This is a genomic window from Endozoicomonas sp. ISHI1 (genome assembly GCF_024606225.1).
GTDB lineage: Bacteria > Pseudomonadota > Gammaproteobacteria > Pseudomonadales > Endozoicomonadaceae > Endozoicomonas_A.
The window spans coordinates 1-13,875 of the sequence record NZ_JAGRPU010000074.1 but is presented as its reverse complement, the minus strand read 5'-3'; the positions used below and the strand labels follow the sequence as shown (position 1 = coordinate 13,875).

Annotated in this window: 8 protein-coding genes; all 8 read right to left on the bottom strand. The window is 48.1% G+C overall.

The features are described 5' to 3' along the window. A partial coding sequence (locus KBW69_RS22705; protein WP_257282396.1) for a hypothetical protein occupies nt 1-1,779 on the bottom strand: 1,779 nt, incomplete at its 3' end. 255 nt (nt 1,780-2,034) lie between these two features. After that, entirely contained in the window at nt 2,035-4,200 is a 2,166-nt protein-coding gene (locus tag KBW69_RS22700) for a hypothetical protein (protein WP_257282395.1), read from the bottom strand. Between the two features lie 337 nt (nt 4,201-4,537). After that, entirely contained in the window at nt 4,538-6,460 is a 1,923-nt protein-coding gene (locus KBW69_RS22695) for a hypothetical protein (RefSeq protein ID WP_257282394.1), read from the bottom strand. A 236-nt stretch (nt 6,461-6,696) separates the two neighbouring features. Next, nucleotides 6,697-8,088 (bottom strand): Ran family GTP-binding nuclear protein, encoded by a 1,392-nt coding sequence (locus KBW69_RS22690; RefSeq protein ID WP_257254908.1) that lies wholly within the window; start codon nt 8,086-8,088, stop codon nt 6,697-6,699. Between the two features lie 346 nt (nt 8,089-8,434). Next, the gene (locus KBW69_RS22685; RefSeq protein ID WP_257282393.1) at nt 8,435-9,655 is read right to left on the bottom strand and encodes a hypothetical protein; all 1,221 of its coding nucleotides are present in this window, start codon (nt 9,653-9,655) and stop codon (nt 8,435-8,437) included. Nucleotides 9,656-10,079: 424 nt separating this feature from the next. Beyond that, nucleotides 10,080-11,255 carry a hypothetical protein gene (locus KBW69_RS22680; protein WP_257254910.1) on the bottom strand — a complete coding sequence of 392 codons (1,176 nt, stop codon included), beginning with the start codon at nt 11,253-11,255 and terminating at the stop codon, nt 10,080-10,082. 178 nt (nt 11,256-11,433) lie between these two features. Next, nucleotides 11,434-12,828, bottom strand: coding sequence for a hypothetical protein (locus tag KBW69_RS22675; RefSeq protein WP_257254911.1), 1,395 nt, complete (start codon nt 12,826-12,828; stop codon nt 11,434-11,436). A gap of 117 nt (nt 12,829-12,945) precedes the next feature. Beyond that, nucleotides 12,946-13,875 (bottom strand): C2H2-type zinc finger protein (locus tag KBW69_RS22670; protein ID WP_257282392.1); only part of this gene is annotated, 930 nt, incomplete at its 5' end.

Here is a 13,875-nt window from a genome sequence, read left to right as displayed (position 1 = left end):
TCTTCCGCATGGTCGTTGCTGGCCATGCTCCCCGACCACGATCACTTCACAGACTTTTTGCCCGGAGTGTACTTGTTGCCCGGTGTGATCTCGTCTTTTGTGATTGCTCAGGACTTTAGCATTCCTGCAAACCTTCCCGCATGGCCGCTGTTGACCATCCTCCCTGACCACAACCATTTCACAGGTTCGTTGCTTGCCATGGATATTTATTTTGTGATTCGACAGGGCTTGAGCATCCTTGCAGACTTTCCCGCATGGTCGCGGCTGACCATCCGGCCCGACCTTGATCTCGACACAGGTTTGTATCCCGCTGTGGTATCCGCTTTTGTGACTCGATAGAGATGCAGCACTTTTGTAGACTCTCCCGCATGGTCCTTGCTGGCCATGCTCCCCGGCCACGATCACTTCACAGACTTTTTGCCCGGAGTGTTCTTGTCTTTTTTGAATCATCAGGGCTATGGCATTCCTGCAAACCTTTCCGCATGGCCGCTGTTGACGATCCTCCCCGACCACGATCACTTCACAGATTTGTTGCTTGCCATGGTCTTTGATTTTGTGATCAAACAGAGCTTGAGCATTATTGCAGACCTTCCTGCATGCGCGTGACTGGCCATCCTTGCCGACCGCGGAGACCGCACAGGTTCTTTGACCGCTGTCGGCTTTGGCTTGTGCTGCGCCTGCCCGGGAAAGCTGAGGTTGGCTCTGATCCAAATGGGATGACTTAGAGGTTGTTTGTTGTGTTTCTGAATGGTTAAGCGTAAAGGCAACCTCGTCTTCTTTGAGAAGACTCTCTGGATCGAGTGACCCATCAATGGCCTCAAAATCATCAGCGATGGAAGACAAATGGTTGAGCATTGGCACATCATCATCGAGTAACCCGATAGCTTCAATGGCATTCTGGATTGAGTCTGTAAGGTGGCCATCAATGCCATCAATTAGTGGGTCAGAATCGAATGGGAGCTGAATGTCAGAAAGATCATTCAATGTTTTGAAAAGAGGGTTTTGTCGTAACTTCATAGAATTTGCAGGATCATAATGCCCCACGCAACTAAAGCACTGTCCAGTAGCCAAGTGAGAGCCTGAGCTTTCAGAGTTATTCAGGGGCCGCTCAGCGGGCCCACTGCTACCAGATGGGGGGCGGCGGAATCGACAAAAGCCATAACAGGGATGGATGAAACAATTTAAACCCAAAGTGTGCTGTTGTTGCTGATAGCCTCCGTTACCACCGCTATAGTCATTATTCAGCGGTCTAATTAAAGAACTAATGGGTGAAAGGGTGGCTTGTGGAGCTTGCTGGCTGAATGATTCTGATGACTGGTATTGTGGTGGATTATTTCCGGAGCCAAACACCGTAATGATGGTTGCAAACGGGTGATCCTGATTCGCCTGTTGTTCAATCGGGTTAAACAGCTGTGTATCGGGGACACAATAGTTTTTTAAAAACCAATCGACAGCGGCAACCACTTCTGTTGGAAGCCATAAATAAGGGGTGTCGCTCGTGGGAAACTGTTTGGTGGTCAGGATCAGTTCGTAAGCAATCAGCAGATTCGTAGCGTAAAGCCACTGCCACGAAATCGACTCAATGATGGTCTTTTGTATTCCATAATTAAATGTCCTATGTCGTTTTTTATCAGGTGCTAAATCTCGTTCTGCATAGTCGTCTATTTGGGCAATATCGGACAGGTTGACCGACAACGTATGCCAGTCACGATTTATAGAAAAGTTTTGTTTTAGAGAATCTGAATCCTGTTTAAGCTCGAAAATAAAACATCTTGTCAACGATCCGGCCGAACAGGCGACAGACAACGACAACAGCGTTAACAGTATTCCCTCAAAGAATGAGTGTTTAATAATTCTATCCTTGCATTCTGGTTTACAGAGAAGAAGGATAGATCAAGAAAATGGATGTGCTTTATGTCAAAATCCAGCAGGCTGACAAAGAACAGTGCCCTTCCAAACGGCCCCGTTGCGAGGACGGCAGAAAATTGAGGCTGAAATTTCGGTTTTGTGAGGAGAATAGCGAGCTTATATGTATTAGTCCGTTAGTTTCCCTTGGTCTTCACACTTATTCACTTTATCTGCTGATGGACTAAGCTCATCGTCCTCGTTCAGATCAACAGGCTTGCGTTTTCGATGTCTTCTTTTGTGATCCCATAGGCATTGTGAATTTTTGTAGGCCTTCCCGCTTGGCCGTTGCTGGTCATCCTCCCGGCATTCAGTCACGTCACAGAATTTTTGCCCTCTGTGGGCGGCGTATTTGTGATTCGACAGGGCTTTAGAATTCTTGCAGACTCTCCCACATGGCCGCTGCTGACCACCCGCCCCGACCACGCTCATGTCACAGGTTCGTTCCCCGCTGTGGTATCCGCTTTTGTGAGTTGACAGGGCTTGAACATTCTTGAAGTATTTCCCGCACGGTCGCTGCCGACCATCCTTCCCGACCATGATCACTTTACAAACTTTTCGTCCGCAGTGGTCTTGTTTTTTATGATACCTCAGGGCTCTGGCATTCTTGCAGGGCTTCCCGCATGGTCGCGGTTGACCATGCTCCGCGACCACGATCACTTCACAGGTTCGTTGCTCACCGTGGCATAAGCTTTTGTGATCCGACAGAGCTCGAGCATTCTTGAAGAGCTTACCGCACGGCTGCTGCTGGCAATCCTCCCCGACTACGGTCACGTCACATGTTTTTTGCCCGGTGTGAAAACCGCTTCTGTGAGTCGCCAGGGCGCCAACACTCTTGCAGAGCCGCCCGCATGGCCGTGACTGGCCATCCTTCCCGACCACGGCCGCCTCACAGATTTTTTGCTCGCTGTGGTATCTGTTTTTGTGATTCACCAGGGCGTCAGCATTCTTACAAACCTTCCCGCATGGCCGTGATTGTCCATCCTTTCCGACCACGGTCACGTCACAGTTTTTTTGCCCTGTGTGATATCTGCCTTTGTGATTCATCAGGGCTCTGGCATTCTTGCAGACCTTCCCGCATGCCCCTGGCTGGCCATCCTTCGCGACAACGGTCTCCTCACATATTCTTTGATCACTGTCGACTGTGGCTTGTGCTGCGCCTGTCTGGGAAAGATCGGGTCGGCTCTGATCCAATTGGGATGACTTCGAGGTGGTGTGTTGTGTTTCTGAATAGTTAAGCGTAAAGGCCATCCCGTCTTCTTCGGGAAGACTCTGTAGATTGAGTGACCGATTAATGACCTCAACATCATCAGCGATGGAAGACAAATACCCGGGCAATGGCGCATCATCATTGAGTGACACGGTAGCATCAATAGCATTCTGGATTGAGTCTTCAAGGTCACTATCAGTGCCATCAAATAGTGGCTCAGAATCGAATGAGAGCTGAATGTCAGAAAGATCATTCAATGTATTAAAAAGAGGGTTTTGCCTGGACGCCATAGCATTTGCAGGGTCAAAATGCCCCATGTCACTTAAGCAGTGTCCAGCAGGCAATTGGAACCATGAGCTTTCCAGACGATTCATAGGCCAATCAGCAGGCTCACTGCTATTGGATGAGAGGCGGAAGTGACAACTCCCATGGCAGGGATGGGTAAAACAATTCAAACCTAAAGTGTGCTGGTGTTGCTGATGGCCTCCGTTACCGCCGCTATAGCCATTATTAAAAGGGCTGATAAAAGAGCTTATAGCCGGGAGGGTGGTTTGCGGGGCTTGCTGGCTGGGTGATTCTGACGACTGGCATTGTGGTGGATTATTTCCGGAGCCAAACACCGCAGTGATGGTTGCAAACGGATGACCCTGATTCGCCTGTTGCTCAATCGGGTCAAATGGCTTTGTATCGGGGTTGCTATAGTTTTTTAAAAGCCAACCGGCAGCGACAACCACTTCTACAGGAAGCCAGAAATAGGGGGTGACGCTCAAATGGGCCTCTGTGTTCAGGATCAGTTCGCAAGCAATCAGCAGATTCGTAGCGTAAAGCCATTGCCACGAAATCGACTCAATGATGTTCTTTTTTATCCCATAACTAAATGATCTATGTCGTTTTTTATCATGTGCTAAATCTGTTTCTTTATCGTCGTTTATATCGGCAATATCGGACGGGTTGCCCGACAACGTATGCCAGTCACGTTTTATAGAAAAATTTTGTTTCAGAGAATCTACATCCTGTCTATGCTCGAAAATAAAACGTCTTGTCAACGAGCCGGCCGAACAGCTGACAGACAACGACAGTAGCATTAACAGCATTGCCGCAAAGAATGAGTGTTTAATAATTCTATCCTTGCATTCTGGTTTACAGTGAGGAAGGATAGTCAAGCATACGGGCGTGTTTTCTGCCAAAATCCAAGTGCGTTCTCATCCAACCAGCGAATCAATTTATATAGCATGAGCTGCATTGGCTATCCTTGCATTCATCGAGCCTAAACCTGATTTAAATAGTCTGGACTCCTCCCGGTGAATTGTGCGTAAAGATCATTTCGGATCTGAAACTGAGCGATATTTTGGATTACTCAGGATGGATCTGAGCTCTGCCTGTACTTTGGTTCTGTTCCGCTTGTCGAACTTTCTCGGGAATTCAGCGGCTCTTCATACAGCTGTCTGTTATCGAATCAGCAGGCTTGCGTTTTCGATGTCTTCTTTTGTGATCCAGGAGAGCTTGAGCATTTTTGCAGACCCTCCCGCATGGCAGTTTCTGGCCATCCTTCCCGACTATGATCTCGTCACAGTTTTTTTCCCCACTGTGGTATTTGCTTTTGTGACTCGACAGGGCTCCAACATTCTTGCAGAACTTCCCGCATGGCCGCTGCTGACCATCCTCCTCAACCACGATCACTTCACAGGCTTGTTGCCCGCTGTGACTTTTGCTTTTGTGATCCGACAGGGCTTTAGCATTCTTGCAGAGCTTCCCGCATGGTCGCTGCTGACCATCTGCCCCGATCAAGATCACGTCACAGGTTTTTTCTCTGGTGTGGTAACCGCTTTTGTGAGTCGTTAGAGATGAAGCACTCTTGCAGACTTTCCCGCATGGTCGCTGCAGGCCATCCTTTCCAACCACGATCACGTCGCAGACTTGTTGCCCGGAGTGTTCTTGTCTTCTGTGATACGACAGGGTTTTAGAATTCTTGCAAAGCTTTCCACATGGCCGCTGTTGACCATCCTCCCCGACCAGGATCACTTCACAAGTTTGTTGCTTGCCGTGGCATTTGCTTTTGTGAGCCAACAGAGATTGAGCATTCTCGCAGAGTTTCCCGCATGGCTGCTGCTGGCAATCCTCCCCGACTACGGTTACGTCACAGGTTTTTTGCCCTGTGTGATATCTTCTTTTGTGATTCACCAGAGCTCTGGCATGCTTGCAGAGCTTCCCGCATGGCCTTGACTGGCCATCCTTCCCGACCACGGTCACCTCACAGTTTTTTTGACCACTGTCGGCTTCGGCTTTTGCTGCGCTTGTTTGGGAAAGCTGAGATTGCCGCTGATCCAATTGGAATGACTCAGAGCTTGTTTGTTGTGTTTCTGAATCGTTGAGCGTAAAAGCCGTCCCGTCTTCTTCGGGAAGACTCTGTAAATCGAAGGATCCATTAATGACCACAAAGTCATCAGCTATGGAAGACAAATGCCGGAGCATTGGCTCATCATCATTCAGTAACCCGGCAATCTCAATGGCATTCCGGATTGAATCTATAAGGTTTTGTCGGGACCCCATAACATTTTCGGAACCAAAATGCCCCATGCAACTTAAGCAGTGTCCAGCAGCCAAGTGGGGGCATGAGCTTTTCAGGCTATTCAGGGGCCATTCAGTGGGCTCAGTGCTATTGGATGAGGGGCGGAATCGACAAAAGCCATGGCAGGGATAGGCAAAACAATTTAAACCTAAAGTGTGCAGGTGTTGCTGATGGCCGCCTCCGTTACCTCCGCTACAGTCATTATTTAAAAGGCTAATGAAAGAGCTTACAGGCGGGTGGGTTGCTGCTTGCGGGGCCTGCTGGCTGGATGATTCTGACGACGGGTATTGTGGCGGGTTATTTCCGGAGCCAAACACCGTAATGATGGTTGCAAGCGGGTGACCCTGATTCGCCTGTTGCTCAATCGGGTTAAATAGCCGCGTATTGGGGTTACAATGGTTTTTTAAAAGCCAACCGACAGTGACAACCACTTCTGCAGGAAGCCAGAAATAGGGGGTGACACTCAGGCGGGCCTCTGTGGTGAGGATCAGTTCGCAAACAATCAGCAGATTCGTAGCGTAAAGCCATTGCCACGACATCGACACAATGATGTTCTTTTCTACACAATAACCAAGTGGTCTGTGTCGTTTTTTATCAAGTACTAAATCTGGTCCTTCATAGTCGTTTATATGAGCAATATTCGACTGGTTTCCCGACAACGTATGCCAGTCACGTTTTATAGAAACGCGTTGTTTTAGAGAATCTGGATTCTGTTTAAGCTCGAAAACAAAAGTTCTTGTCAACGATCCGGCCGAACAGGCGACAGACAACGACATTAGCAGTAACAGCATTGCCGCAAAGAATGAGTGTTTAATAATTCTATCCTTGCATTCTGGTTTACAGAGAAGAGGGATAGATCAACAAATAAACGTACTTCCTGTCAAAATCAAGGAAGCGTTCACCTCTAATCAGGCAACCAACAAAGTCTTGTCGGGCAGCGTGAGAATAACATCAACCAAGAAGCGCCTCATTGCAGAAGTTTGTCCCGGGCCGATTGTTTTTCAGGGGTGCATCATATGTCATCATCATCCTCAGGGAGGGGGACGCTCTTAGCTTGTTCGAGTTCTGCCTCATATCTAAGGACCTGCTCCCGGCTTATACTCACTTCAGGAGGCAGAAGCGCAGGGGCTTCTACAAACTGAATTTGTTCAGTTTTGGCCAGCTTCTTAATTAAATGGAGGAAAGGCTTTTCGAAATTGTAATTTGATTTGGCTGACATATCAAAATACTGAAGGTTCTTCTTGCGATGAAAATTTATATTTTTAGCCCTAACCTTCCTGTCCTTGATATCAACTTTATTACCAACAAGTACAATAGGTATGCCTTCACACACTCTTACCAGATCCTTGTGCCAATTGGGAACACTCTTGTAGGTAACCCGCGACGTTACATCAAACATGATAATTGCACAATCGGACTTAATATAATACCCATCTCGAAGTCCTCCGAATTTCTCCTGACCGGCAGTGTCCCAAACATTGAATCGAACAAGACCGCGATTAGTGTGAAATTGAATAGGATGGACTTCAACACCGATTGTGGCCACATATTTTTTCTCGAATTCACCAGTAATGTGTCGTTTAACAAATGTCGTCTTACCCACACCACCGTCGCCAACCAGAGCCAGTTTAAAAGTTGCCACCGGCACCGCGCTGAAAACCTGATGCCCGGAATCAGGTGATGGTCGCAGCCTGCAGACGCCAAGACAGGAATCGACGTAACAATCTAAACCCAATGTATGTTGGTGTTGTTGAGGATTTTGACTACCGCCGCCAGAGCCAGAAGACACGGGAAGGATAGCGCCTGTCATGAAGGAGGCCTTCGCCCCTGAGGCTTGCTGAGCAGATGATGCTGTTTGCTCGTTTTGTTTTTGGCTTTGTTGTTGGCCATTTCCGGGGAGCATCATAGTGGTGATCGCAAACGGGTCATCCTGACTTGCCTTCGGTTGATCCATCAGGTTGAACAGCGGAGAATCAATGCTCAAATAGCTTCGTAAAAGACAGCCGACAGCCAAAAACGCTTCCACAGGTATCCATGAATAAGGCTTTAAGCCAGAGGCATCACGAGCAGTCATAACCAGTTCGTAAGCAGTCAGGAAATGCGTAGCATAAATCAATTGCCACGGGACCGACTCAAAAAAGGACGTTTTTACCCCATAATTACCGAATCTCTGAGGTTTTTCATCAGACGGCAAAATCGATTCTGCATAACCGTTTATGTCAGCAGGGTATGACGGACCGCCCGACAATGAATGCGGGTGGTCTGGCTTTATGGAAAAGCTCCATTCTGGAGAGCTTGCCTGTTGAAGCTCGACGGCAAAGCCTGTCGTCAGTGAGTCGGCCTGAGAGGTAGCTGACAAATAGAACTGCAACAACAGCAGTGTCGCTGAGAATGAGTTTTTCATGACTTTATCGTTACTCTTATCTTGCAGTTTTTAGGAAGAAGGTAGACCAAGAAAGTGATGGATCAAGAAAATAAGCATCTTTTTCTGTCAAAAGCCAAAATGTCACCGGGCAGGAATTCTTAAGGAAGAAGATCGCAGTATACAAACCACCCTTAGCCTTGAAAAAAGATCGCTAAGAAAAAATCGGGCGCTTTTTTATTTGCCGGAACCCCGGCATTAGATCAATTGACGACGAATGTCTTTCAGAAGCAATGTCTGGCACGACAGGATAGACAAAAGCTTTTCTGCTGTCCGGTAAAAAATCGAAAGGTATGTGGAGATGCCACTTATCAACACATTTGTGTTTTCAACGCCTTCTATCATTCCATCTAATACGGTGGCCATCTTGATGGCATCGTCTTCTGTGGCTCCCCAAACCTTCACTATTACTGAAGATCCTTCCACATAGATGCGCTCCGCCATCCGAGAACACTATCACGTCACAAATTCGTGGCTCAGTATGATATTTTCTTCTATGATGCGACCGTCTGATATCACATCCATCTCGGTGACATCTTCTTCTGTGACGCCACAACCCTGGAATATTACTGAAGATCCACCCACACAGTCGCTCCTCACCATCCCCTCCGCCCACTAACGCGTCGCAAAATTGTGCCCCGGTATGGTCTCTCATTTTATGCCCGAACAGCCTTTCGTCATCCCTGAAGGCAGCCCCGCATGGCATTCGCTTTCCATTCTCCGTGATCAACACCACGTCACAGACAAATTCGCTGGTATGAGCTCCATTGGCAGCCCCTGCATTCATTGATCGTAATGTCGAACTTTTTCCGGAACTCAGCGACCCATCAGCGGGTTCTCTGATTCCGGAAGGTCGGAATCTACAAACGCCATGACAGGAATCGACAAAACAATTTAAGCGCAAAGTATGCCGGTGTTGCTCAGGGTTTTCTTTACCGCCGCCAGAGCCAGAAGACAGGGCACTGATGATAGACCCACTAAGCTGGATGGCGCTTGCCCTTAAGGCATTCTGACCGGATGATTCTGATGGTTCGTTTTGTCGTTGGCTATTTCCGGGGAGCATCATAATGGTAATCGTAAACAGGTCACACTGACTTGCCTCTGATTGTTCCATCGAGCCAGACAGCGGTGAATCTCGATTCCAATAGCTTTTCAAAAGCCAGCCGGCAGCGACACACACATCTGTTGGGAGCCATGAATAAGGTTTGAAGCCGGAAGCTGCATTAGTGTTCAGGACCAGTTCGTAAGCCACCAGCAGACTCGTGGCATAAAGCGATTGACACGAAATAAACTCAATAAGGGTCGTTTTCAACTCATAACCGCCAGGTCCATGTGGATTAGCATCAGGCGGTAAATCTGACTCCGCGTGGTCATTTGTGTCAGCAATATCTGTCGATTTAAGCGACAATGTATTCATGTCACACTTTGTAGAAAAACTCTGGGTTATTGACCCCAAATTATTATCTTGAAACTCTACAACTGCACGTCTTGTCAACGGTTCGGCCTGACAGATGATAGATAATGACTCTGGCAGCAACAGCAGTGCCACAAAGAATGAGTTTCTCACTATTTCATACGTACATTCTGATTTGTAGAGAAGGAAGAAACATAGATCAAAAGAGTGATAGATCAATAGAATAAGTGTGTTTTTATTTCAACTGAAAAAACGACAGAAAAGTTGCACCGGGTAAAAAAACCACCACTACAAAACTGTCGCGATCTATTTTATTCGCCCGAATCCGGGAATTACCGCAAAAGGCGGCAAATGTCTTCCAGAACATTACCCGGAATGATGGGAACGTCTACTTTGACAAATAAGGCACTGTAACTTCCAGAATACTGCTGGCTAGAGCCACTGCCGGATGTCATCTACCTTCACTATGAACTCGGCGAATTTGCCGTCACATGTTGCAGTTGCCTCCATAGATACCTATCCCTCCCGAAAGCACGTTTTGTGCCGTTTAGAAGCCGAATCACTCTTTATCTTTCGATGGACTGAGGTCATGTTCCCCATCATCAGGCCCGGTTTTTTGGCGTACGCTTTGGTAATTCCCGGGCTCTTCAAGATTCCAGAAGAACTCTCCATCGTTCCCGAAGTTTGCCGACACAGATTGGTTGACCGTTTTGGGCTCTTGGCGTCTTCTTTTGGAAACAGCGTTTAAATACTTACGTTGCTCCGATCGTCCGCTACCACTACCGTGATCTCTTTTTTGATGATTTAAAAGAGCCTTGAAATTAATACAGATCGTCCCGCATCCACAGGTTACTGGCTCGTAGTCAATTGACCCGGCCGCATCATTTTCAAAGGCCGCTCCTGCACTCAGTGTATAGTTATTTATTGGGTCGATCTCCATCGTAAACGTAAATGCATCGGCGTATAGTTGAAAGGGTTGTGTTTCTGTCATTGCATGATGAGCGTGTTCTGTCGAATTTTCTATGGAATTCGGTAACCCTTCAGTTGATTCACCATCGGCGAATAATTGCTGCAGTTTACAAACGCCACTACAGGAATCAACGTAACAATTTAAACCCAAAGTATGTTGATGTTGTCCAGGGCCTTCGTGACCACCGCCAGAGCCGAAAGACAAGGAGTTGGTGAAACAGCTTGTATGGGTTGCCATCCCTGAAACTTGCTGCCCGGATAATGTTGCTTTCTGGTTTTGTTGTTGACCTTGTTGTTGACCATTGCCGGGAAGCATCATAGTGGTGATTGCAAACGGGTGATCCTGAATCGCCTCTCGTCGCTCAACTTGTTGCTCAAGCAGGTCAAGTTCTTCAGTCGGGCTATAGAGTGGTGAATCGGGGTTCCAATAGCTTTTCAAAAGCAAGCCGACAGCCACAAACGCTTCTGCTGGTACCCATGAATAAGGTTTGGAATTTGGAGAGCCGCCATTGGTGGCCAGCACCAGTTCGTAGGCAACCAGCAGATGGGTGGCGAAGAGCAAGCGCAACGAAATGTAATCAACAGTTGTCTTCTTTGCTTCGTCATTGCCAACTCTGGGTGGTTTGTAATCAGATGGCAGATCTGATCCTGCCAAGGCATTTGTGTCTGGAATGACTGATGGGTCGCCTGGTAACATATTCGGGTCGCGCTTTATAGAAAAACTCTGTTTTGTCTGTTCAAACTCGACAACAAATCTTCTCGTCAACGTTTCGGCCTGACAGATGACAGAAAACGAAAAAAGCAGCAACACTAGCGCTGTCGAGAGCGGGAGTCTCATTATTCTATCCTTTCATTTTCATTTTGATTAGTAGAGAGGGGAAAGATAGATCAGGAAGGCGACAGATCAAGAAAGGAAGCGTGTTTTAGTCCGGTTGGAAGCCGGATCAGTCTCTACTTTCTTCTGAATGACTGGGGTCATCATCCCGCCGGGCATCAAACTTGCGTTTTCGATGCATTCTTATGTGATACGCTAGCTCTTCAGAATTGCGGCAGACCTTTCCGCATGACTGCAGACCTCTCTCTCCAAGCACTGACTGAACGCAGTTTTTTGGCCAGAAGTGGTATTCTGTTTTGTGAGACATCATGGCTTGATCATTATCAAAGGAGACCCAGCATGGATCCCATGTGCCATCCATCCGGACCACTATGTCGCCACAAAATTTATGTTTGGTGTAGCCTTGGTCTCTTCCCATTTCTTCGATGTCATCAATCAACCACTTAAGTGGCGTCCAGTGGTCTCTTTTTTTATGACTCTTCAGAGCCGTAGCATTCTTGCAGACCGTCCCGCATGACCGCACCTTGTCATCCTGCCCAACCTCTTTCACGTCACAGGTGAGTTGCCCGATGTACTCACGCCCATCAGCGCGAGTTGCACCAACGGCCCCCGAATCCGCTGAGTGCAAAGAGGGCCAATGATTTGTCGGGTTGATATCAATCGTAAATAGATGGGATTGTTGCTGAAAGGGTTGTACTTCTGTCATCACATGAGGACTTTGCCCTGTCGAACTTTCTTCCCAATTCAGCGCCCATTCAGCGGACTCTCTGCCGTAGGATGATGGTCGGAGCTTACAAAAGCCTCGGCAGGAATCTACATAACAATCTAAACCCAGAGTATGCTGATGTTGTTCAGTACCTTCATTTCCATCGCCAGAGTCGGAATCAGGGGGACTGGTGAAAGAGCCTGAAAGTCGGAAGCTGGTCGCCCCTGGGGCTTGCTGTCCGGATGATGCTGACGGCTGGCTTTCTCGTTGGCCATTTTGGCTTTGTCCGAAAAGCATCGTAATGTTCATCACGAACGGATCACCCTGACTTGCTTCCGGTTGATCCGTCCGGGTAAACAACCATGAATTTCGGTTCCAGCAGCTTTTCAAAAGCGAGCCGACAACGACAAACGCTTCGACAAGTATCCATGAATGAGGTGTGCCACTCAGAGCGGCGTCATGGGTGGTCATGGCCAGTTCGTAAACAGCCACCAGAGTGATGGCGTCAAGTAAGTGCCACGAGATTGACTCAAAAAAGGACGTTTTCACCTCGAAACCGCCAAGTCTGTGTTGTTTGCCAGCTCGCAGAGAATCTGATCCAGCACAGCCGTGTGTGTCGGCATAGTATGAAGGGTTGCCTGACAATGCAGGCTGTAAAGCCTTTATGGAAAGGGTCCTGCCGGGGGAGAATCCATCCTGTCCAAGTTCGACTATAAAATGTCTTTCCAATGTTTCGGCCTGACATATGACAGACAAAGAGAGCAGCGACAGCAACGCTACTAAAAATCGTTTTTTCAAAACTATACCCTTTGCCCCTTGCATCTGTGATACACACCATGCTTAGACATAAAAAACCCGCTGCTGCAAAAAAGGGGTGTTCGAAATAGAGCCTTCTGAGTCTATGACAAGCAGAAATCAATCACTTGACTTTGCATCATCAAGCTTTCGTTTTCGGTGTTGCCTTCTGTGACACGACAGGGCTCTCGCGTTTGGCAGGATCTTCTGGCACTCAGGGCAGGTTTGCTCTCCGGTGTGATATTGACTTTTGTGATCCGACAGGGCTTTCGCATTTGGCAAGGTCTTCTGGCACTCTGGGCAGGTTTGCTCCGGAGTATGATCTTTTCTTTTGTGAGCCGTCAGAGCTATGGCGTTTGGCAGGGTCTTCTGGCACTCAGGGCAGGTTTGCTCTCCGGTGTGATATTGACTTTTGTGAGCCGACAGGGCTTTCGCATTTGACAAGATCCTCTGACACTCAGGGCAGGTTTGCTCCGGGGTGTGATCTTTTTTTTTGTGATCCCTCAGGGCTCTCGCGTTTGGGAGGGTCACCTGGCACTCAGGGCAGGTTTGTTCTCCGGTGTGATATTGACTTTTGTGATCCGACAGGGCTTTCGCGTTTGGCAAGGTCTTCTGGCACTCAGGACAGGTTTGCTCTCCGCTGTGATCTTTTCTTTTGTGATTCGTCAGGGCTCTTGCGTTTGCCAGGGTCTTCTGGCACTCAGGGCAGGTTTTTTCTCCGGTGTGATATTGATTTTTGTGTTCCGACAGGGCTTGACCGTTTGACAGGGTCTTCTGGCACTCTGGGCAGGTTTGCTCCGGGGTGTGATCTTTTCTTTTGTGATCCGACAGGGCTTTAGTGTTTGGCAGGGTCTTCTGGCACTGAGGGCAGGTTTGCTCCGGGGTGTGATCTTTTCTTTTGTGATTCGACAGGGCTTGAGCGCTTGGCAGGGTCTTCTGGCACTCTGGGCAGGTTTGCTCCGGGGTGTGATCTTTTCTTTTGTGATCCGACAGGGCTTTCGCGTTTGGCAGGGTCTTCTGGCACTCTGGGCAGGTTTGCTCCGGGGTGTG